Below are 21,193 nucleotides of genomic sequence, written 5' to 3'. Positions count from 1 at the left end.
CTGTAAAGGAGCAAGAAACGGCGTCCACCTCCTGAGAGGCCGAACGAAGGAATGTAAGGGCAAAGACCCCGCGTGACATGGGAGGGTAAGCCGTCAGGAGACAGGTGTGGATATCCAAAGTGCGATCACAGAACGTATCCTTGGGTTGGGGATGAATCCCCCGCTCTCTATTCCCGCCACCGGCTTCACCAGAAAATAATGTCATCCTTACATGACTTCTCCAACTCTCAATCTGTCTATGGCTGAAAATCTTAGAACGAGTGAGTAAACAAGAGTATTTATTAATTTATAGTGGGAGGCAATAAAGTCATCATGAGTAACGAATTTCAGCCTAGCCCCGTCTAATTAGGAAATATGTACCTCTGGTTTAAGGTTGATCTAAATCCATTCGTCAGGGAGCCTGCGTCTGGTTTGCCGTCCTCTTGGCACCTGCCTCGGCTTATGTTCATCCGCAGCTTGTAGATCTGCCCGGCATCCACTTTTCCACTTGCTCCCCTGGTCAACATGCTCCCTCCACTACTTCGGAACTTCCCAAGTTTGCGCAAGCTTCAGTAATTCTTGTTCAGCGGCATCCTCGTCACCGGTCACTTGAGCTTCAATATAATAGGTATCCGTTCCGTCTTTGAGGTCTTTGCTGGGCCGCTGAATACAGAGCCAATACTGCGTGATATCCGGGACGGACAGGACAGCCGGACCGCCATGCAGGAACTTGATCAGGATTCCTTCTCCTGCGGGAAGCTGTAGTGTGCGCCGCCATAGCTCTTCTGAATGATTCGGTATGCTGATATAATTCTGCGGGTTTGTCTGATGGCCGAGGGAAATCTCCATATTTTCCAGCGCTATCTGTTTGTCTTCCACTATATATTTTGCTGGTTCTTCGTGCCCCAGACGAATCCTGTTGACTGTGGGTTGAGAGGTAGCCCAAGACTGGGAATAGATCCATATTGCAGCAGAAAGGCAGAGCATACTAATAAGCAAGAGATAACTCCATTTTGTCCTCATAGGCACTCAGCCTTTCAACGGTTTGTTATTTTGCAATATTCTAAGAGCTCAGCACCTTCATCACCGCCGCATAACAGGATTCTTTGAATACGGTATGAAGCTCGTCATTGTTCGTCATTAGCCACTGGATCAGACAGCCGTCGATGATTGCACGAATGACTGGGGCCGTTGTCTCCGGGGACAGCTCCTTGACAAAAATCCCTTCCTCCTGCCCCAGCGTCAGCACCTCTGTGCTTATCCGAGCGCAGTTGTCATAGAAACGCTGATTAATCTCCCTGTACACCGGTATCCGGCTGGCCCTCGCCAGGAAATCCAGATACACACGGTAAAAGGAACGGTTCTTCGCCGCATCGGGGAACGCAGAGTCGATGTAAGCCTTAAGCTTGCCGGTCGCTGTCTGCTGTTCTTGCACCGCTGCCTGCTCTTTAGCGGATATTTTACCGGTCAGCCATTCCAGCAGCTCCACAAGCACTGCTTCCTTGTTGTCAAAATAATAATGCACAACCCCTTTACTGACCTCGGCATGATCAGCGATCGTCTGCAAGGTCACGGAATCATACCCCAGCTCGGACAACGCCTGAAAGGCGGCGAACAAAATCTGTTTGCGTTTCTCTTCGGATTTCTTGTAGCGTACCATACGACCTCCGCAAATTAGGGAATAATGTACATTATATCATAGATAATAAAAAGTTGACCGGTCAGAATAAATATTATATAACATACTTACCATTACAATTCGTCTAAGGAGCGACTTACATGACAGAAACGTTTCAAGCTTTGGTTGTGGACAAAACGGAGACCTTTTCCGTGACGGTACAGCCGCTGACTATGGAGAAATTGCCTGCCGGAGAAGTACTGATCCGAGTTGCATATTCCAGTGTTAACTATAAAGATGGACTCGCGAGTATCCCGAACGGGAACATTGTCCGCAATTATCCTTTTATCCCGGGCGTCGATTTGTCGGGAACAGTTGTTTCCTCCGCAGACCCGCGTTTTCAGGAAGGGCAATCCGTCATTGCCACCGGGTACGGCATTGGGGTATCCCATTTCGGCGGCTTCAGCGAGTATGCGCGTATTCCTTCTGAATGGGTCATGCCACTGCCTAAAGGCCTTACGCTGCGGGAAGCAATGATCTATGGCACTGCCGGTTATACCGCTGCCATGTCCATTCTGGCAATCGAAGCTCATGGCGCTGCGCCGGATAAGGGCAAAGTGCTGGTCACCGGCGCAACCGGTGGTGTCGGCGGCTCGGCCGTTGCCATGCTTGCCAAGAAAGGCTACCAGGTCACAGCCAGCACCGGCAAAGCAGATGCAGCTGGTTATTTAAAGGCCCTGGGTGCTGCCGAAGTCCTCTCGCGCGAGGAGGTCAGCGGCGGTTCAGGCAAACCGCTGGACAAGCAGCTGTGGCAGGCCGCCGTTGATGCCGTTGGTGGTGCTCCACTTGCTGCAGTTCTCAGCAAAATTGCTTACGGCGGCTCCGTTGCCGCAAGCGGATTAACCGCCGGAACATCGGTTCCGACGACAGTTCTTCCTTTTATCTTACGGGGTGTTAGCTTACTTGGAATCGATTCGGTTGCTTGTCCAATGGAGCAGCGCATTCAGATTTGGGACCGGATGGGCTCCGATCTGAAGCCGGAACTGCTGGACGCGCTTGTGGACCGCGAGGTCACCTTAACTGATCTGCCTGCTGCCCTGGAAGATATCTTGAAATCCAACACACGGGGCCGCGTATTGGTCCGCTTGTCTTAATCAATGAAGCCACCCGCAGGGAGCAATCCCGGGGTGGCTTTTGTTTTATCTGATTATGAAGGATTTCACTTCAACCGCTTGTTATACATTCCCCCCAATATCAACCGCATTCTGTATACCCGGATAAATCTGGACATAGGGCTGCTGGCGGTACTCCTGAACATACGGCTGGCCGTAGTATCCATGCGCAGGGGTTGGCTGGTAACCGAAGGGCTGAAGCATATGCGGAGCTTGGGCTTCCATGTATGGAGCCATATTATTGGCATACGCCGTGTTTGCTACCGCAGTCTTGCCGGGCTCACAGCAATCTGCAGGCGGTCCGATAAAGGTTCCCGGTTTCACCGGTGCCAGCACTTCCTTGAGTTCGGCTTCATTCATGCAATACGTGTGAGCAAGCACTTTTGGCGGTGTAAGCGTCAGCAGATCGGAGCCCAGTATGACTTCTGGTACCGGGGCATTGAAGATCGCCAGCAAATGCGTACAATCGGTGGTAGCCACCTCATAATGCCACCAGCCTTGCGGCACATTCGCCACCTGGCCCGGTGTGATGGGGAAATGCAGCAACTCATTCGTAAATGGATTGATCAGGGAGACGACTGCAGCACCGGAGATACAATAGACCAGTTCAGCGGCATTCTGGTGGTAATGGGGTTCCACTACGTTGGACTTGCTGAGAAAAATGTCTAGGAGGGAGGTATTCTCCAGCGTATTAAGCTCTTTGATTGACAACGTATTGATATAATTACAGTCATCCTTCTTAAACGTTGTGTTACAGTTCACATCAAAGCTAAACTGTGTATTGGGTGATTTGTAATCCATGTATGAAGTCACCTGGCTATCCTTCCCTTCCGCAAACCGGTTTTTATCGTTCTTACGATAGGATATGTACCCGCCCAGGCCCAGGTGAATAATTATCTCCGGCTGCAGCAAGAAGAAACGGCACCCTCCTTTTAAGGAGCATGCCGCTTCAACATTTATTCATCTGCTATAATCGTCCGGTTCCTGCCCTGGCCCTTCGCCGAATACATCGCACGGTCCGCCTGCTCCAGCAGCTTCTCAAGGGAGTCCCCATGGCTAGGATAATGAGCGATTCCCTGTGAGGAGGTTACCTTCATCGCCAGCGGAACTTCACTGGCCTCAAGCGTTTTACGGATTCGTTCCGCAACGATGTAGGCGTCGGCAGCCTTGGTTCGCGGAAGAAGCACTACAAATTCCTCCCCGCCATAGCGGCAACAGACATCCCCCGGACGAATACTTGCTTTCAGTATACCCGCAACCTGCTTCAGGACCTCATCCCCTGCCAGATGACCATAGGTGTCATTCACAAATTTGAATTTGTCGACATCCAGCACAATCACGGAAAAGGAAAATTGCGCGGCAATCCACTGATTCATTGTAATATCAAGGGATCGGCGGTTGGCAAGTCCCGTCAAAAGATCAGTCATCGCTTCCTGGGTGAGCTGATCTGTCTGTTTCTGAATATCACTCCAAGCAATGGCCACCGCTTTGGTCAAGAGGTCTGCTTCCCGGTTCCAATGCGGTTTCAGCACAGGGAGTTCAGTCTTTTCCTTTCCCACCTTGTTCATCAGATCAGCAAGCATGACAAACGGCTTGGCCAATTGATGGGCTATTACAAGGGCCAGCAGCAGCATAATCACAAAAGGGATCAAAGTATAGGCAAGTGTTTTGCGGATATGGCCCCATAGCTCATCCTGAATTTTGCTCACGGGTGAAACTACAGCAACTCCCCAGCCATTGGCCGGAACACTTGAATAGCCAGCCAGCATAGGGATACCTCTTACATTAACTGCTTCCCTTTGCCCGCTGTGTCCTTTCATTAATTCCTGCACGATCTCACTTTTGCTGATGTCCTCATTGAGCCGTTCCTTATCAGGATGAAACAAGAGATGCCCGTCCGCACTGACGATGTAATAATAGGAGCCTGATGAATCAATTTCATTATCATTACCAAAAATCATACTCAGAATATTGCTATCCTGCAGATAAATGGTTCCGCCCAGCTGACCAAGATAATGCTTATCCCGGTCATACATCGGTTCACTCATAAAAACAATCATTCTGCCGGTTGAAGCAGTGGTAAAAGGCTCTGAGAGATATGGAAGTCTAAGACGAAGCGCTTCCACAGCCCAAGGGGACTTAATCGATTTGCCTGCCATTCCAAGCGTTGCCGGTGAAGCATTACGGATGACACCATCAGCACCTACCAGGAGAATTGAATTGAAATAGGTGCTGCTCTTGCGCATCAATTCCAGGTAATCGTCAACTTGTTCCGGTTGTACCTCATTGATCTGGGACAGTTTGTCTGCACTATACACCATACTGCTGCGCATAGACCGGAAGAGTGAATCCACTGTCTTGCTCATGCGTTCAGCATTGGAGAGATTTAAATTCAGGGTCGTCTCGATCAGAGACTTTTTTTTCGATTGATACGAAGCGGTAAGCAGGATCGTTGAAGTCAGCAGAACCACCAATGTGACCAGACCAATCAGCAATAGGGTAAGACTGAGTTTCTTTTTCGGTTGTCCTGCTTCTCCCAGTCCAGGCATTGCTCAACCTCCTTATGTTACTGGGCGGCCGTTGCCGACAGGTCCATCTGATATTAATTATATACGATTGGGAAACAGAGTCTACACACAGTTTATATTTCCAAAACCACCGACAGGCTACGCAAAAAGGGGGGGTTACGGTGAGGATATCTTTGTTATTGAAATCTCTTCCTATACCGGCCTAGACTGAAGATTGGCCAAGACAGCAAATAAACAGAGGAAAGAGCAAGCGGCGGGAACTGTTCCCGAATCCGCTTGCTCTTTTCAATTCGCTGGGGTTACCAGCCGCTTCGTTCAATAAGTGAGGTGATCTGTGCAAGATGATGGCGGTTATGCCAGTTGTACCGCTGAATCGCTGTATCCAAAGTCATCGTACCCAGCATAAGGCTTATAAAGGTTCTATTAAATTGTTCTTCTTCCAGGGAGACCAGCAGGCCAGCGAATCTCCGGTTCAGGCTATCAAGCAGCGCAAGCGAGGTTTCAATGGGCTCCTCATGATAATCACTTAGCTCTGCCCAAAGTTCCTCCCGGTAGGAAGGAATCTCCGGCGCCTCTTCGGTGAGTCCCCGCTTAAAGCGCAGATAGGCATTCATATTGTTGTCGGCAAGATGGTGAACCACCTGTTTCACATTCCAGCCGCCTGGGCGGTAGGGTGTATTCAACTGCTCGAGCGTGAGAGGCAGTACGGCCGCTCTCCACACTTGCGCCATATTGCGGATTTCGTCAATGGATTCTTTGCGCTGTGCCGACGTCGGCTGTCCCGGGCTTACAAAAGGACCAATGGGATATCGCAATTGTTCTATATTGGGTAGATTAGAATTCACTGGGCTCCAGCCCCCTTTCTGCATGCAATGCCGCGCCCGTCTCAAGAATGGTAGAGAGTTCTTCAAGATTACCCACGGTTACATCCGGCTGCACCTCATGCTTCCAGGCTGATCCGGTCCGGTTGATCCAGCAGGTTCGGATTCCCGCTCTTGCGGCACCCAGCACATCCGAGGGTGAATCTCCAATATGCAGGATTTCACCGGGTTGTACGCCGTAGAATGCGATGACCTCACTGAACATCCGGTTCAGCCCGTCATTTTTGTAGGATCGATACTCTTCTGAAGTAAACAGCTTAATGGGATAATCCTTATAGAAATCCGGCAGCATCAGAGTATCCGTGTCGCTCACAATGCAGACCTGATACGCTTCAATGATCTTTTGCAGGAACGGCTCCGTGTCTTCATACAAATCGGAAAGCCGGTGCTCGGCAAAAAGAATGTCCACTGCCTTAAGGGAATCAAAGCTCAGCTTGTGCTCCATGAAGACTTTCTCAAAACCGCTGCGGAATATTTCCTTGCTGGTGTAAAAGCCTCCGGCATCACGAATCGCAGCCGACTGTTCAAAATAATGTCTTAACAGCAGTTGACCGAGCTCTAAAGCCCGTTCCTTGCTAAAATCCTGCTGCAGGATCGGTCTCCAGATGTGATTCCTCCGGCCTTCAATGTTCACCAGGGTCTGGAACATGTCCAGGCTGATGATTTGGTAAGGGTTCATTGGGATTGACTCCTTAGCAGAATTTTCTCTACATATTAAACCGGGCCGTCACGAACACAGCCGGAGAGTTCCAGTAAATCGTTACCTCATTTGTGGAATAGCTTAGATCATGATCGGCAAAGCACTGGGCAGCAGGCTTGCCTTGAAGATGCTCTGCAACATATTCATCGTGCAGCCCGCGGTCGGGTCCGCCGGATACTAGGCCGGGTACCGGGTCGGCTACACCGTCACCAACCGATGGCCGGTGATGAGGATGCATAACTGGACGGTCGCCGAACCCTGTCACATAGCTGATGTCCAGCACATTGCGTCCCATCAGGTAGTGCAGATGATCCAGCGCGCAAGCGGCATAGGCGGTCTCTCCACTGAAATGCTCGGCCGCTAGCAGCAGCATCGCGTTGTTCAAGACCAGCATATTGCTGCCCCAGATATAATCCTCTTCCAGCAAGGAAATACGGTAGCCATCCTCCCGGCTCTGCCGCACCAGCCGATCGGCTTCTGCCAGAAGCCCCTGCTTCAGCGAAGTATATAAGCCCTTCTCAGTGGCTGATTCCCCGGTCAAAAGGTACGTAAGTGTCCCGTATCCGCCCATATCCGCCCAACCCAGGCTGTATTTTGGAAATGACAGCTGTGCCAAAGCCTGAACCGCCTCATGATAGACCGCTTCACCTGTGGTACGGTACAGTTCTGCCGCTGCCCAGTACCGTTCGTCCTGATCCGTATCGTCACCATATTCACCGGTGCTAATTCCCGGCGGATTCATGAAGCCAGGCGCCTCAGGGTGCTGCTGCAGCCAACTCCAGGCCGCTTCAGCCGCAGTGAGACATTGGCGGGCATAACCTTGGTCATAAGGCTCATAGACCCTTGCCGCCATCGCCATCACACCGGCAAAGTCCCCAGTCGCTGTTGCCGATACCGGTGAAAAATACAGTTCTGCGTTATCCTCCTCCGGCATTACATCAAGACCAGGAAAGTTCAAAGTAGTCAGCTTATGGTACACTCCGCCTGTACCAGGTTCCTGCATCTTGAACAGCCAATCCAGCTCCACCTTGCATTCCAACAACACATCCGGTGTCTTACCATCGCTCTCAGGAAGCGGTATTGAAACCGCAAATGCTGTGGGATATAGTTCATAGGCAAGCAGCAAATCGGCTATGGCCTTTGCTCCAGGACCGGAGTACTTCCCGTAATCTCCGGCATCATGCCAGCCGCCGCAGCTATCCAGCGTCAGCTCCGGTTGTCCGTATACGATGCCTTCTGCCGTATGGCACGCTCCGTGGGCCCATGGACCGGCAAATTCTCCGGTCAGCTCTACACCGCAGCGGTAATAATAAAAAGCTTTCAAAAGTCCCTGCTGCAGCTCCCCATAGGGCTTGTCCCCGATCACAAAGGAGGCAGATACATTACCATCGTCTCCTTCAAGATGATACCGGCCGGCCGTTCTGACCCCGGAGAAATCTGCCACATGAACGATAGCACCGCTGGGTTTATCCACGATTGCTTTTCCGGACTTACCGGTATACACCATGGCCCCTGTCTCTTCATTGATTACCCGGAAGCCATGGGCTTCTCCGCTGAATATGGCAATTTTTGCTCCTTCTGTGGCATAACCGATTTGATTCACAGCAATGTGACGATGATCAGGCGTACTCAAAGTGTTCATATCTCCTCTATACATATGACTTTATAGAAAATAATCATCCTCTATGTAAAATCTATGCTGCCTCCTGAAACCGCTCCTCACCACCCCATGTAAAGCCCTTTTATTCGCCTAACAGCTTAATGAAACTGGCCGGCAGGTTAAACTGCTGGTTGTTGATCATGATCTGGCGCAGCTCTGCATCGGAATCGTCGCCTTGCGCATCCTTGATTTCCTTAATTTCACGGTGGAGACGCTCCATCTGCAGATCCAGCTCATACGCCTTATCGGCTGCATTCTTCAGTTCACGGGTCAGATGCTCGGGAACAGCTTGGCTGTACTTGTAAAAAATCTTGTGCTCCAGGCTGGCCCAGAAATCCATAGCAATCGTGCGGATCTGCACCTCTACACATACATGCTCCTGGCAGTCTGACAAAAAGACCGGAACCTCCACCAGCAAATGCAGGCTCTGATATCCATTCGGCTTGGGGTTCTTGATATAATCCTTCACGCCAAGCACCTTTAGATCATCCTGCTTCTGCAGCATGGCACTGACCTGATAGATATCGGAGATAAAGGAGCAGGTAATCCGTAGCCCGGCGATATCCTTAATGCTGGATTTAATCGCATCCAGCGACAACTCGCTGTTTTTGCGCAGCATTTTGTTCATAATGCTCTCTGGGGATTTAATCCGCGATTTCGTATGCTCGATCGGGCTATAGTCATGGAGCATCTGAAATTCCTGTTTTAGGATATCGATTTTGGTCTCAATTTCCTCCAGTGCAAACTTGTAAATCATCATAAAACGGGTCAATTCATATTTAATCTGTTTGAATTTCTCGATCTGATCTTGGGTGTTCATCCTCAGTTCTCCTATCTTAATCTTTCATTCATCATAGCTAATCTGCTAGCTGAATTCAAATTCCCGGCAATCAAAAAGGCCATCCCGAACTTCCGCTGTGAAACGGATGGGATAACCTTTTGTCATGTCTCGTTATTGCTCAGGCTATAAAATGATTTCTTCAACCGACAGGCTGCGTTCGCGTGACAAATCCTTGAATACATTATCCACTTTAACAAGCGGCTTGAACATGTCAAGCGGGTTATTCATCACGATCGTCCCGATTTCCCCATTGGAAAGCTGAACATTTTTGCCGACAAAACCTGGAAGGAGATGTCCTGTAAGCGCCTGGACCACCGTTCCGTTCAGCTTGCCGAAGCCCATTTCATGAACTTTGCGCAAGACGGCAACGAGCCCTTGCTTCGGCTGATTCAGCCTGGAGGTAGTCAGCCCCATATAAATATTCGCCACAGTAACAATTTCAGTGTACGGATGAATCTCATTCTTAAGAATCTGGTTCGGATACCCTGTTCCATCCTCAAATTCATGATGCTGAAGGGCCACGAGTGCTGTCTTCTCATCCATCTTGGAGCCGCGGATAATATCATATCCATAGGTGGTATGGCGTTTCAGCTCTTCCTCCTCGGCAGGAGTCAGGACTCCGGCTTTGTTCAATATGGACAGAGGCACTTGGCTCTTGCCGATATCATGCAGGTAACCTGCACGGCTGATCTCATAACGCTCCTCTTTGGAGTGGCCGAGCCAAGCAGCGATATAATACGACAGCAGGCCAACTTGCAGCGAGTGATGATATGTATCAATGTCGTCGCGCTCCAGCAATAATAGCAAGGAAACGACATCTTTCTGCGCATCCAGCGTTTCGAGCAGCGGCTGCAGCGTGTCGTCCACCATGGTTTGAGTGAAGGAGCCTTGGGCCAATGCTTCCAGGAAAATCGATTCATAATTCTGGATGGTATGGTCGAAATTGTCATTCAGGCTGTGACTGAGTCCGTTTCCGCTCTCAGCATGGTTTATCGTGCGCGGCTCAATATCTACATACTCTATTTTGTGCCGGATCAGGATGGTGATTTCCTCACGCTGAACAACTGTTCTCTTGGGGAGAACGTGCAGGCCTACACTATTGAAAGTGTCTGTCAGAAGACAGTCGCCGTGTTTAAGATCCGTGACATGAACTTTCAAGTCTCAGCACCCCTTTTTATGTATAGGAATATTTCCCTCAATCTTTACTTGATCATAGCCCAAAAGCTGGCAAAGTAACAATATGGTTAAAGTCACGTTCCCTGTACCAGAGTAGGTATATTGAATCCCCGACTTTAGCCTCTTCTACATCCATTTCACGAATCTTTTATAGGTCAGCTTGACCCCGTTCGCTTCTGCCCAGCGGGTCAATTCTTTCATCGACTGGGCGCGGTCATCTATAAAACGAAAGGTTAGACGCATAGGAGCAATCCTTTTGCCAACCGGTTGGATGCCCACTACTGGTCCGTCAATTTGGATGGCTTGGATCCTCTGTGCGTAGATGGTTTCACCACGGATTTGCAGCGAATCGGTACCCCATTTGATCTCTGCAGCCGGCCGCAGGGCATTCACAATCGACAGCACAAGGAGAACAATAAGCATAACAAGCATGACTACTATAATATAATCCACAGTAGAATAAGGACGATATGGATTGTGTGAATTCAACGTCCAAGATTCTATTGTAATAAGTAATATAAATGACAGCATTGTACGCAAACTCAACGGAGTTTTGATTCTGGATACAGGTAATTTGTCCTGCATAATATTTTTCCTTTCATGAATCGGAATAATGGAACCCTATCCTTGAGCAGGTTATACAGCTATAATCGAAATAAAAACTTCGGGAGGACACAAAATAATGTATGAGCATCTTGTTGTTTTTAAATTTAATGAGCAATATAGGTCCGAAACTGGAGAACATCTCGTACAGACGCTTATGGCGCTGAAGAATTCGATTCCCGGGATTGTGGAGCTTACGGCAGGTGTGAACAAAACGGAAGAAACGGAGAATATCCATGGATATACGCTGGGGCTTCGTGTGACCTTCAGAGATCAGGAAGCCCTGCGCAAATATGGACCCCATCCTGCACATCAGCATTTTGTGGGGCTGCTTGAGGGGATCATTGAGAATGTCGTAGTGGTGGATTACCCAATTTATTAGAAAAGATTATTAACATCCACCAGAACTTTGCCGATCAGCTTATCTTTGGCTACAAAAGGTGTGCTCCACAGATGGGCATCATAGCTCGTATTCCGGTTGTCGCCCAGAAAAAAATAGTGGTCTGCAGGAACTGTGACCGGCCCGAACGCGTAGTTCATCTTTTCCTGAAGATAAGGCTCTTCGACCCTGTCGCCGTTTCTGTACAAAGCCCCGTCCTTGATCTCAATCGTATCTCCCGGCAGCCCCATGAGGCGTTTGACATACTTTTTCTGTTCATCGCCGGGCACCGGCGGGTTAAATACGACAATATCACCATGCTTCAGTGTGGTTAACCAGAGCATCTTCTCCACCAACAGCCGGTCGTTGATCTGTATCGTCGGAATCATCGAACCGGTTGGGACTTTCATGGCTTCAGCTACATATGTACGGATAAACAATGACAAAACAATCCCGATGGCTATACTCGGAACCCATTGCTTGAGAAATTTCTTCATATTATATCTTCCTTTCAGTTCACGGATTATATATCAAAACGTTCAAGAATCAGGGCCATTTCGGCCTCAACGTCAACTTCAGAGTACTTGGAAATATGGATCACCAGCAGACCGCCAAAGATTTGCTCCCATTTGCCCTCATATGTTGTAATCCGGTGCTTAAAATCATGGATCTCCTGCGATTCTGCAGCCTCCTTGCTCAGCAGCCAGGCATATCTGGCATAGCCCGATTTCTGCACCGTTTCCACATAGTACGCAATCCCCTGCTTCTCCTCGACCCGAATGATGTCCCCAAGGGCGATGCACGGGTTGAAAATCGGCGTTTCTTCAATACGGTATTTGCCACGCGCCACCGGCGTCACATCCAGAATCTCAATATCCCGGCCAAGCTCATCAAAGCAAATATGCAGTCCCACCTTATCCGGCACTAGGCACACCTCCATTCTTGTCAGACATCATCCTGCCTGTAATTCACTTCATGTTCTTAAGAGATTTGGCGATAATCCCTTCGAACACTTTCCAGGGCAGCAGTGTTTTACCAATCACCAGCAGACGGGAGCCTTTGCCGACTGGGTACCGCAGCCTTGGGGCCTTCATTGCTGTGATCCGCGCTATCAGCTCGGCAACCTGATCCGGTTTGGGTGCAGTCTCGGCGCTCTGCCGGGAATAACGCAACACATCGGCAAGCTGTTTCTGATAGGGAGAATTCTCGTGGGTATGCATCCCCTCCAACCCTTTGCCCCAGATCGGTGTACGGAACGAAGCAGGCTCCACCAGTACAACCCGAATCCCAAATGGACGCAGCTCCTGGCGCAGGCTTTCACTGAAGCCCTCCACGGCGTATTTGGAGGCGGCATATGGGGCATATCCGGGAAATCCGGTCAAACCGCTGACGCTGCTGACATTGACAATCAGGCCCGCCCGCTGACTCCGCATCATAGGCAGAACAGCCTTAGTAACTTCAATTAGACCAAAAAAGTTCGTATCCATCTGCCGCCGCCATTCATCCATGCCCACCTCTTCCACAAAGCCGCCGACGGCAAAACCTGCATTGTTGACCAATACATCAATTCTTCCGAATATCTCCATAGCCGCTGCTACTGCGAACTTAATGGATGCTGAGTCCGTAACATCCAGGGCCAGTACATGTATCCGCTCTGATACCCCGGCTTCTTCAGCCTGCTGCAACAACTCTCCCTGGCGGCCCAGGTCCCGCATGGTGGCTGCGACTTGGTAGCCTTTGCGGGCCAGCGCCAGGGCAGTCAGCAGACCGAAGCCGGAGGAGGCACCGGTGATGAGGGCGATTTTATTTGCATTCCGCCCGTTTTCGCAGTTCATAATTGCACCTCTTAAAAGTTTTGTAGCTTCGCTTCTTAGATTTCACTTCGTACAAAACTTGCTTCGGAAGCATACGCTTTTGTTTTGTGGGCATCACTTCTTGGAATTCACTTCGTACAAAACTTGCTGTGACAGCTTTAGCGTAAAACAAATCCGTTACAGCTTCAACTTTTGGATCAAGGGTATGCCCACCCGCCGGAGCAGCAGCCCCAGAAAGGCCCAGCCGGAACGGTTCAGCCAGGATGTGCCTTTGTCATACACTGCCGAGAACTCTGTCGCGGCCACAGCTCCGCGGTTGCGTTTGAATTGACCTACCCCGGAGCTCTCATGCAGCAGTTCTCCCCGGCTGGCGGCAAGATCAATCAGCACAGCAGACAGCATCCGGTACAGTCCGGTCGACTGCGGCAGCGAAGTATCATAGCCGAACAGCGGCGCCGTCATTGCACCCTCCCGGCTGTAGAAGCCGAGTACGGCGTCTAGCCTGCCGTTTTTGCGCAGACCGTGTACATGGAGTGTGCGCTTCTCCAGGGCAAGGCGGATGTAGGCTGCGGTGAACTTCGGATTATGTTCTGAATATTTATGGATATACAGCAGCTCATAGAGCTCCACTATGCGGGGGATGTCTTTCTCCGTAATCTGATCGGGTCCTTCAACCGTATAGCCATGCTTGTCCAGCAATGCCCGGTCACGCTTGACCAGCCATTTGGCCTTCGACCCCGCAGGATGCTGCAGCAGATAAATCTGGCGGCTCGGCACCCATTTACAGCCATAGCTGCTAAGTGCGTCCATTATTGGCCCGGATGTTTCCTGGCTTAGGGAGCGAAAGAGAAGCGTATAGCCGGGATACTCGCAGCGGAGAAAGTCCAGCACCTTCAGTAACTGGTCCGGATTCACCGGAGGATACAGGTTGGTGGACAGCAGCCAGTTATTGACCTGAACCACCCGGTTGAACCTGGCAGTCCTCAGCAGATGGCCCATTCCCCGTAGAAGAGCAGCCAAGGTTCCCTCCAACAGCTGGTTATTCAGCAAAGCAAGCTCTTCACGGGCATAGCTGACATAATGCGTGTACGGAGAGCAAACATAGGAGTTAGCATACTCGGCTTCATTTACGCTGATCGGTATGGGCAAGCCGTCAACCGCAACCACCTTGACCGCAGTACGCACATTGGCAATAAAATGTTCTACCGAATGCTCCAGCAGGGCTGAAACGTATTGCTGCGCATAGCGGCCATATTCCGTATCCGGCCAGTTCAGTTCCCTAATGCTATCCCTGTCATATTGAAACACTCCATCCTTCAAAGCTTCCAGCTCCTCTCCACCCGCCGCAGCTTCACCGGTCCAGGCGAGAAGCTATATTCGGTGAACTGAAGCTGCGGAGGAATACAGCAGAGCCGGGTGAATAACCGCGAGAATTCCCCGGTTAACAGTGATTCAATATCCTCTGTGCTTCCCTCGCGTGAGCGGTACGAAATTTCCAGATCCAGCGGACTGCGCTGAATAACCCGGTAATGCTCGATCTCCGGTGAAGCTGCCATTACAGCCCGGGTGATAAAATCGGGGAACAGCGTAACCAGCTGGCCATTCTCCAAATGGGGCAGATACAGAATATCGTCGCATCGGCCTTCAATACGTTCTATCCCCGTAAACAATGAACCGCAGGGACAAGGCGCAGCCAGTTCGGTCAGTATATCATTCAGCCGGTAGCGGATAATAGGCTGGACCTTTCTTGAAAAGTCCGTTACCACCGGCACGAAGCGTCTGGATTCGCGGTCCAGATATTCTTTTTCAATATGAACAATATCTTCATTAAGGTGCAGCGTGCCGTACTCACAGGTATATCCGAGAAATCCCTCCGTACACTGGTAAGCCTGATGCACCTTCTGCCCGAAGGTCCGTTCAATATGCTCCCGGTCCAGCGGGTCCAGAACTTCCGCTACGGAAATCAGGCGGCGCGGCTGAACGCTCAGGCTGCCCGACAGATACGCTTCAGCGAGCAGACGAAGCATGGACGGGGGTGCGATCCAGATGTCCGGACTATACTGCTCCAGCCTGTCGACCAGCTGTACGACTGGCTCCAGCAGATCAAAATACTGAAATTGCAGCCGCCCTTGTCTGACAGATTCATAGAGATTGCTGTTGGCCCGCAGAAAAAAGGCGATCTTCGCCCGTTGCCACAGCCCTCCCGGCAGCAGCTTGGCCAATACGGTTCCTGTCCATGCAGCCTGTTCTTCTTCACTGACAAGAAAGATCCCCCGGCTTCCTGACGTTCCCGACGACAAACCAACCGTAATTCCATGGAGTGTCGGCTTAAAATGACGGCTATTCTCTGCTTCATAAGCCTCGGTGAAAGCTATGTCTTTGGTGATCCCCACTGTATTCAGCGTATCAAAATTATCCATCATGAGCTGCTTCTCAATGATCGGAAATCGGTGCCACTCTGCCGCGGGGATATTGGCCCACAGATCACGGTAATAAGGGGATGCCTGGCGGATCTGTTCCACATGGTGCCGAATCCGCTTTTCCTGCCACAGCTCCAGAGCTTCCCGGTTCTTCCAGCGATGCCGCCGCCTTGTAAGGCCGTAATACCGGAGTGTGCGCAGCAGCCTTCTCATTTCACACCGCCTGTTCCCCAGCGTGCGAGTGCCTCGCGGCAGTGGCTGGGTACAATCCGCAGGTCGGGAAAGTTCTCGTGGATCTGCCGTAAACGGTCGAAATTCAGCCGGTATTCTCTGCGGTCAGACATAATGAGACTGGCTGCGGGATGTGGCCTGCGGTTCTCGCGGAAAGCCCGGCTCGACCATACGGTATCCGCGCAGAGCAGGTAGTCACATCCGCCGTCAGAGACGAACAAGCCGATCATCCCGGCAGCATGGCCTGACATTTCCACTGCCAGCAGACTTCCGTCGCCAAGCAGATCATATGCATCCCTGAAGGGAAGTCCAAAGTCCAGCGGGCGTTTGGGCGAGTGCTCGCCGATAGGCAAAGAACGGGCTGCAAAGTCTTCTGGAAGCAGTCCTGGAAGAAATCCAGCCCTAAGCGCCTTAATGGTTCCAAGCCTGCGAACGGCCTCATATGCCTTCTGTAAATAGATGAACTTCGCCCGGGGGAAGTCCCGGACACCGCCGATGTGGTCCGCATGAAAATGCGACAGCACCATGTAACGGATCTCTTCGGGTGGAATACCAGCTTCCCGGAGACGCTCCACTGCACTTTCTCCTTCCTTGAAAACTACCGGTGTAATATGGCGGTACAGTGAAGCCGGAAGCTTCGCTGTCTCCTGGAAGAATCGGGCACTGTAGCCTGTATCGAACAGGATTGGTCCATGCTGTGGATGTCTCAGCAGCACATATCCTGCCGGAAAAGCCACAGGTCTGATCGTACCGCCCTTCAGCGTCAGTATTTCGGGGTGAACGCAGTATCCTGCGGACAAAATGGACACCGATACAGGAATTGAAGTCATCATTTTTGTTCTCTCCACCATTCCGCGAAGGACTGAAGACCTTCGTCTATAGTTACACGGGGATGATAACCAAGCTGGGCCCGCGCCAGTGAAATATCGAGCGTCTGAGAGATACCGAGGGCCGAAGCCGAATAGCGGGTAAGCATCGGTTCGCCCAGGAATGGAAGCAGCTTATGTACACCTTCCAACATTCCCGCAACAGCATAAGCGGTACGATATGGAATCTGTCTGCTATGCAGCGGCATCTCTAACCGGGCAAACAGCCGCTCAAGGAGCTCCCTGAACATGACCGGCTCGCCGTTCGTGATATTGTAGGCTCGCCCGGCCGCTGACAGCGGAGCGCTGCAGCAGAGCAGCATGGCATCGATGACATTCTCCACGCAAGTTACATCGATTATTGCGCCTCCCCCATCAAGCAACGGCACCCCTTTACCTTCATTAGCCTGCAGCAGCCGCGGAAACAAGGCATTGTCCATTGGGCCGAAGATTGCTCTCGGACGCAGTATAAATGCCGTCAGCCCCTCACTTACCGCCTGCTCTACTACCTGCTCCGCTATTCGTTTGGTTGCCGCATAGCTGTTAGCCGGTTTCGGCGGAAGCGGATCTGCTTCCCGAATGCCGAACCGGCTGTTGCGGCTGGAATATAGGCTTGGGGTCGATATATGAATCAGCCGCTGGACCCCATGCCGCTTGCAGCCCTCTACTATGTTCCGTGTAGCTGATACATTACTTGTATAAAAGTCACTATATTTGCCCCAGGGCGAAGAGAGTGCCGCACAATGGAAGACTATATCCATACCCGTACACGCCCGGACCGCAGCTTCGCGCTCCCGCAAATCCTCACATAGAAACACAGCACCAGCCTGTTCAATCTGTTCGCCGGCCTCCCGGTTTCGCCCGAGACCGTATACTTCCCAGCCCAGTTCTACAAGCCTCTGTACCGTATGACGGCCAAGAAAACCGGTCGCGCCTGTTACAAGTGCTCTAGCCATTACTCACCGTTCCATTCTATATCATCTGTCAGGGCTTCAGTCACCGAAATCTTATTCTGCCTGGCAAGACGATAGGCATGGTAGACGACGCGAAACTGCTCGCGGAAAGGACGCATGTCTTCCTTGCGGAAAATCACATCCTCAGCAGCACGAAATGCCCTGTTCCACCTATTCAGGCCTCCCGGTCCGGGCCGCAGGCCGCAGGCGAGCATGGGAAGTGCGAGCATGGCTTTTTTGCCTGAACGAGGTATGCTGATGCTTCCGTGCTGCGCAAGCAGCTCAGGACCCAGCAAAGCCTGCACCAGCCCATCCTCAGGAGCAAACAGATGAATTCCGCTGGTCGCGCGCGGGTTGCATTCGATCGGGTACAAAACATTGTCCTCCGCCTGGATGAAATCGAAGCCGATCTGGCCGCTGAATCCGGTGGCACGGACAAAACGCTGTATCCACTCAAAAGCTCCCGGATGCTCCAATGGTTCAAAATACACGCTTGCCCCCGCCTTGCCGGTCCGGTACCCGCTGCCATAAGCGGCATGCGCAGCCAGCTCACCTTGATGCACAACACTGTAAGTGCATATGGCCGCTCCCTTGATAAATTGCTGAGCCACCCAGGGAGCGGCGGGACAAAGACCGGGAGGAGCAGCAAGCCTGCGTGATCCGGCAAGGCCTCCCTGCTCTCCGGTGAACTTACCGGGTAAAATGACTTTGGAAGCAAACCGTGAATATGCTGGCTTGTATACCCAGGCTTCACCCATACGCGCAGCTTCATCCGTCTGGTTATTCCATTCCTCAGGGTTGTTGAGCAGCCGTGTCACAGGGATAGTAAATCCCAGTTCCCGGGCCCAGATCATGAAGTCGGCCTTGTGATGCAAGCGGGCCAGCATCTCCGGCCCCGCACAGAGCACGCGGCAGCCAATGATGCGGTCAAGACTGGCCGAGATATAAAAAATCTCCTCGCACAGCGGAATCAGCACATCAATGTCCAGTTCCTCGACCAGCCTTGCCAGCTCATCAATATACGCCGCCGTACTATGCCTTGGCGGGGGTACACGATAGCTGCGTTCCACGGCCGAAGAAACCCTGCATAGATGATGTCTGGCGCTTTCAGCAACATATACCCGGTGCCCAGCATCCCGCAGCAGCCGGGACAGCTCCAGTGCCACAGGTGCCCTTCCCCCGGTAATGAGCACATTCATCACTGCCGGATTGCCGGTGGGATCAGTAGTCAATAACCATGCCTCCCAATGACAGGCCTGCCGCAGTACCAACGAACAATATACGGTCCCCACGCTGCACCCGTCCTTGAACGATTGCTTCATGCAGCCCCATGGGGATCGAAGCTGCGATAGTATTCCCATGTCCAGGAGTATTGTCAAGGAATCTTTCCTCAGCAATACCCAGCTTTTTTCGGAGCAGCCGCATCGCCATTGCACTTCCCTGATGGGGGATAACCAGACGAAAATCATTCATTTGCGTATCTGTCTGCGTCAGCATTTCACTGATAAATTCCGGAAGAAGCTTGGAAGCTTTTCGAAAAATGGCCTGCCCGTCCATATGAAATAAATAAGGCAAGCTATTCTCCTTGGTGTATTTTTGGGCATGCAGCCTGGTGCCTCCGCCGGCAATCTCCGAGTAACGCGCACCGCTGCTGTAGGTTTTGAGCGAGGCATGAAGAATCTTCGAAGGATCTCCGGCTGCACTAGGACCGATAATCACCGCAGCCGCCCCGTCGCCAAATAGCGCCGCACTTTCCTTGTCCTCATAATTAAGTCCAGCCGAGGCAATCTCTGTAGCTACCAGAAGCACGTTCCGGTATCTGCCTGCTTCCACCATATAAGACATGACATCCAGACCCACCAGAAAGCTGAGGCACGTTGAGTCAATATCAAATACCGGGACACCGGAGTCCCCCTGTCCCATCGCCTGCTGGATAAATACTGCCGTACTGGGCAGGGGCTGCTCTTTAGTTCCGCTCGTGCAGACCAGGCAATCGATATCAGAAAAGCTCAAACCGGCTGCCGCAAGCGCAGCTTCAGCGGCCTTGGCACCCATACTAGAGGCCGTTTCACCCTCTCCGGCATAATGCCGTACGCCTACACCCGTTATTTTGCCGACCCAGCCAGCAGGTGTGCCGAGCATCCTGTCCAATTCCTCGTCCATCACCTTCCTTGCGGGTAAATACTTGCCGGTACCCAAGATTTTCACATGTCTAAGCTGCACGCTGTCATCTCCCTGTCTATACTGCTTCTACTGCGGATTTTATCCAATATTGTAAACTATAGAACTATTCTACTAGATTTCTTGAACCAGTTACATTAAAAATAGCAATAGAAGATCAAATAAGCGAACCTGCGTTCTTTTTTTGTTGACGATCCCTTGATTACAAGCTATAGTAAAAGGACAAATTTCATACGATAAGCGGGAGAAGCACCTCGCAGGACAGGCCTTTGCGCCTTTCTTGGGGGTGCTTTTTTGCGTCTATTATCGACCATATTACAGGAGATGATGAGAATGAAAGCAGGAATACGGAAATGGAATGCTGCTTCTGAACAATGGAACGGCGCAGGCTTTTACCGCAGAATGATAGGAATGCTGGTTCTGCTGGCAATGTTCAGCGTATATCTTCCTCATGCTGAAGCTGCATCTGACTGGGACTCCGCCCTGGAAGAGATTCATACGATGTACAGCGATTATACCGGACTCCAGGTGACATTGAAGTCGGAAGGTACGAGAACCCAGACACTCCGCAAGCAGAATAATACGGATCTCGCAGCCATAAATTTGAAGCTGAAGACCGTTGATTCCGTCTTGCTGAACCGGCTGAAGGCGGAAGCTGAAGCCATGAAGAAGAAGCATTCACCGCTATTAGAGGAATACAGTTCGCTCGGCAAGCAGATCACAGCAGCCCGCAAGGCCGGGAATCTGAAGTCGGCAACCCTGCTGGAGATTAAACGGAACAAATTGAAGGCCGCTGCAACCGCCGCCCGGTCCGAAGTCAAGGCGAAGAATACCCTGCTAGCGGAAGCCCGGGCACTTACAGCAGCCAAGCTAAAACCGGCTAAGGATGCCCTGGCTCCCATAGCCGGTCTCAAGAAGCAAATTGCAGCTCAGAATAAAGGGGCCAGCACTGCGCAGGCAGAACGTGCAGAGGCAGATAAACGTTTCAAAGCCGCTATCGCAGCGGGCGACGCCATCACCGCTGCGGCGGCGATGAAATTGTCTTATGCCCGCATGGGCGAGCTTCGTACGTTCGGGCAGCAATCGTATGCCTGGGAGCAGAAGATCACGCTTGCGCTCCGGGCAGCGGAAACCAAGCTGCCTAAATGAGATGGCGGCTGAATGCACCAGAAGAATGAAGCCATGAAGCCG

General features: G+C 51.4%; 23 protein-coding genes. 3 read left to right on the top strand and 20 right to left on the bottom strand.

Annotation, left to right across the window (positions count from 1 at the left end; all coding sequences use genetic code 11):
* The 3 genes from A3844_RS33035 to A3844_RS05995 form a co-directional block, all read right to left on the bottom strand.
* A partial coding sequence (locus A3844_RS33035) for a hypothetical protein (RefSeq protein WP_208619398.1) occupies window positions 1–205 on the bottom strand: 205 nt, incomplete at its 3' end.
* A gap of 311 nt (window positions 206–516) precedes the next feature.
* Window positions 517–858: a hypothetical protein gene (locus A3844_RS06000; protein WP_143186405.1), complete on the bottom strand. Its 342-nt coding sequence runs from the start codon at window positions 856–858 to the stop codon at window positions 517–519.
* 184 nt (window positions 859–1,042) lie between these two features.
* The gene (locus A3844_RS05995; RefSeq protein ID WP_074103715.1) at window positions 1,043–1,639 is read right to left on the bottom strand and encodes a TetR/AcrR family transcriptional regulator; all 597 of its coding nucleotides are present in this window, start codon (window positions 1,637–1,639) and stop codon (window positions 1,043–1,045) included.
* Window positions 1,640–1,758: 119 nt separating this feature from the next.
* On the opposite strand from A3844_RS05995, the gene A3844_RS05990 reads away from it, so the two are divergent.
* Entirely contained in the window at window positions 1,759–2,751 is a 993-nt protein-coding gene (locus A3844_RS05990; protein ID WP_074106891.1) for an acrylyl-CoA reductase family protein, read from the top strand.
* 81 nt (window positions 2,752–2,832) lie between these two features.
* Here A3844_RS05990 and A3844_RS05985 read toward each other — a convergent pair whose 3' ends face one another.
* The 8 genes from A3844_RS05985 to A3844_RS32225 form a co-directional block, all read right to left on the bottom strand.
* Window positions 2,833–3,681, bottom strand: a complete 849-nt coding sequence (locus A3844_RS05985) for a cupin domain-containing protein (RefSeq protein ID WP_425270597.1) — start codon at window positions 3,679–3,681, stop codon at window positions 2,833–2,835.
* Window positions 3,682–3,725: 44 nt separating this feature from the next.
* Entirely contained in the window at window positions 3,726–5,318 is a 1,593-nt protein-coding gene (locus tag A3844_RS05980) for a sensor domain-containing diguanylate cyclase (protein WP_074106890.1), read from the bottom strand.
* Window positions 5,319–5,596: 278 nt separating this feature from the next.
* Window positions 5,597–6,142, bottom strand: coding sequence for a YfiT family bacillithiol transferase (locus A3844_RS05975; RefSeq protein WP_244169704.1), 546 nt, complete (start codon window positions 6,140–6,142; stop codon window positions 5,597–5,599).
* Window positions 6,132–6,857 carry an HAD family hydrolase gene (locus A3844_RS05970; RefSeq protein ID WP_074106888.1) on the bottom strand — a complete coding sequence of 242 codons (726 nt, stop codon included), beginning with the start codon at window positions 6,855–6,857 and terminating at the stop codon, window positions 6,132–6,134. The genes A3844_RS05975 and A3844_RS05970 overlap by 11 nt, the downstream gene beginning before the upstream one ends.
* 28 nt (window positions 6,858–6,885) lie before the next feature.
* Window positions 6,886–8,511: a glycoside hydrolase family 9 protein gene (locus A3844_RS05965; protein WP_083606716.1), complete on the bottom strand. Its 1,626-nt coding sequence runs from the start codon at window positions 8,509–8,511 to the stop codon at window positions 6,886–6,888.
* Window positions 8,512–8,620: 109 nt separating this feature from the next.
* On the bottom strand, window positions 8,621–9,358 hold the full coding sequence (locus A3844_RS05960; protein WP_074085222.1) for a GTP pyrophosphokinase: 738 nt from the start codon (window positions 9,356–9,358) through the stop codon (window positions 8,621–8,623).
* A 144-nt stretch (window positions 9,359–9,502) separates the two neighbouring features.
* Window positions 9,503–10,537: an HD-GYP domain-containing protein gene (locus A3844_RS05955; protein WP_074103709.1), complete on the bottom strand. Its 1,035-nt coding sequence runs from the start codon at window positions 10,535–10,537 to the stop codon at window positions 9,503–9,505.
* 144 nt (window positions 10,538–10,681) lie between these two features.
* Window positions 10,682–10,978: a hypothetical protein gene (locus A3844_RS32225; RefSeq protein WP_143192007.1), complete on the bottom strand. Its 297-nt coding sequence runs from the start codon at window positions 10,976–10,978 to the stop codon at window positions 10,682–10,684.
* A 259-nt stretch (window positions 10,979–11,237) separates the two neighbouring features.
* Here A3844_RS32225 and A3844_RS05945 point away from each other — a divergent pair, with 259 nt between their 5' ends.
* Entirely contained in the window at window positions 11,238–11,540 is a 303-nt protein-coding gene (locus tag A3844_RS05945) for a Dabb family protein (RefSeq protein WP_074106885.1), read from the top strand.
* Here A3844_RS05945 and lepB read toward each other — a convergent pair.
* From lepB to A3844_RS05900, 9 genes are all read right to left on the bottom strand, one after another.
* Window positions 11,537–12,034 (bottom strand): signal peptidase I, encoded by a 498-nt coding sequence (gene lepB / locus A3844_RS05940; RefSeq protein ID WP_074103706.1) that lies wholly within the window; start codon window positions 12,032–12,034, stop codon window positions 11,537–11,539. The genes A3844_RS05945 and lepB overlap by 4 nt on opposite strands.
* Before the next feature lie 26 nt (window positions 12,035–12,060).
* Entirely contained in the window at window positions 12,061–12,462 is a 402-nt protein-coding gene (locus tag A3844_RS05935; RefSeq protein ID WP_074103705.1) for a DUF4265 domain-containing protein, read from the bottom strand.
* A 43-nt stretch (window positions 12,463–12,505) separates the two neighbouring features.
* On the bottom strand, window positions 12,506–13,372 hold the full coding sequence (locus tag A3844_RS05930; RefSeq protein WP_074106884.1) for an SDR family oxidoreductase: 867 nt from the start codon (window positions 13,370–13,372) through the stop codon (window positions 12,506–12,508).
* Window positions 13,373–13,528: 156 nt separating this feature from the next.
* Window positions 13,529–14,671, bottom strand: coding sequence for a GNAT family N-acetyltransferase (locus tag A3844_RS05925; protein WP_083606713.1), 1,143 nt, complete (start codon window positions 14,669–14,671; stop codon window positions 13,529–13,531).
* Window positions 14,668–15,984 carry a F390 synthetase-related protein gene (locus A3844_RS05920; protein WP_074106882.1) on the bottom strand — a complete coding sequence of 439 codons (1,317 nt, stop codon included), beginning with the start codon at window positions 15,982–15,984 and terminating at the stop codon, window positions 14,668–14,670. Before A3844_RS05920 ends, A3844_RS05925 begins: the two co-directional genes overlap by 4 nt.
* Window positions 15,981–16,835 (bottom strand): MBL fold metallo-hydrolase, encoded by an 855-nt coding sequence (locus A3844_RS05915; protein WP_074106881.1) that lies wholly within the window; start codon window positions 16,833–16,835, stop codon window positions 15,981–15,983. The genes A3844_RS05920 and A3844_RS05915 overlap by 4 nt, the downstream gene beginning before the upstream one ends.
* Complete coding sequence (locus tag A3844_RS05910) at window positions 16,832–17,824, bottom strand: NAD-dependent epimerase/dehydratase family protein (protein WP_074106880.1); 993 nt, start codon at window positions 17,822–17,824, stop codon at window positions 16,832–16,834. The genes A3844_RS05915 and A3844_RS05910 overlap by 4 nt, the downstream gene beginning before the upstream one ends.
* On the bottom strand, window positions 17,824–19,053 hold the full coding sequence (locus A3844_RS05905) for an ATP-grasp domain-containing protein (protein WP_244169703.1): 1,230 nt from the start codon (window positions 19,051–19,053) through the stop codon (window positions 17,824–17,826). Before A3844_RS05905 ends, A3844_RS05910 begins: the two co-directional genes overlap by 1 nt.
* Window positions 19,043–20,044, bottom strand: a complete 1,002-nt coding sequence (locus A3844_RS05900) for a beta-ketoacyl-ACP synthase III (protein ID WP_074106879.1) — start codon at window positions 20,042–20,044, stop codon at window positions 19,043–19,045. The genes A3844_RS05905 and A3844_RS05900 overlap by 11 nt, the downstream gene beginning before the upstream one ends.
* Before the next feature lie 291 nt (window positions 20,045–20,335).
* Between A3844_RS05900 and A3844_RS05895 the strand changes: the two genes are divergently transcribed.
* Window positions 20,336–21,151 (top strand): hypothetical protein, encoded by an 816-nt coding sequence (locus tag A3844_RS05895; protein WP_083606712.1) that lies wholly within the window; start codon window positions 20,336–20,338, stop codon window positions 21,149–21,151.
* Window positions 21,152–21,193: the final 42 nt, after the last annotated feature.

The organism is Paenibacillus helianthi (assembly GCF_001909055.1).
In the GTDB taxonomy this organism is placed as follows: domain Bacteria; phylum Bacillota; class Bacilli; order Paenibacillales; family Paenibacillaceae; genus Paenibacillus_AQ; species Paenibacillus_AQ helianthi.
This window is presented reverse-complemented; position numbering and strand designations above follow the sequence as displayed.

Excerpts from the sequence above, each read along its gene's own strand:
- A3844_RS05995 (WP_074103715.1), bottom strand. The coding sequence starts at position 1,639 with ATGGTACGCTACAAGAAATCCGAAGAGAAACGCAAACAGATTTTGTTC.
- A3844_RS05990 (WP_074106891.1), top strand. The coding sequence starts at position 1,759 with ATGACAGAAACGTTTCAAGCTTTGGTTGTGGACAAAACGGAGACCTTT.
- A3844_RS05980 (WP_074106890.1), bottom strand. The coding sequence starts at position 5,318 with ATGCCTGGACTGGGAGAAGCAGGACAACCGAAAAAGAAACTCAGTCTT.
- A3844_RS05970 (WP_074106888.1), bottom strand. The coding sequence starts at position 6,857 with ATGAACCCTTACCAAATCATCAGCCTGGACATGTTCCAGACCCTGGTG.
- A3844_RS05960 (WP_074085222.1), bottom strand. The coding sequence starts at position 9,358 with ATGAACACCCAAGATCAGATCGAGAAATTCAAACAGATTAAATATGAA.
- A3844_RS32225 (WP_143192007.1), bottom strand. The coding sequence starts at position 10,978 with ATGCTTATTGTTCTCCTTGTGCTGTCGATTGTGAATGCCCTGCGGCCG.
- A3844_RS05945 (WP_074106885.1), top strand. The coding sequence starts at position 11,238 with ATGTATGAGCATCTTGTTGTTTTTAAATTTAATGAGCAATATAGGTCC.
- lepB (WP_074103706.1), bottom strand. The coding sequence starts at position 12,034 with ATGAAGAAATTTCTCAAGCAATGGGTTCCGAGTATAGCCATCGGGATT.
- A3844_RS05930 (WP_074106884.1), bottom strand. The coding sequence starts at position 13,372 with ATGAACTGCGAAAACGGGCGGAATGCAAATAAAATCGCCCTCATCACC.
- A3844_RS05920 (WP_074106882.1), bottom strand. The coding sequence starts at position 15,984 with ATGAGAAGGCTGCTGCGCACACTCCGGTATTACGGCCTTACAAGGCGG.
- A3844_RS05915 (WP_074106881.1), bottom strand. The coding sequence starts at position 16,835 with ATGATGACTTCAATTCCTGTATCGGTGTCCATTTTGTCCGCAGGATAC.
- A3844_RS05910 (WP_074106880.1), bottom strand. The coding sequence starts at position 17,824 with ATGGCTAGAGCACTTGTAACAGGCGCGACCGGTTTTCTTGGCCGTCAT.
- A3844_RS05895 (WP_083606712.1), top strand. The coding sequence starts at position 20,336 with ATGAAAGCAGGAATACGGAAATGGAATGCTGCTTCTGAACAATGGAAC.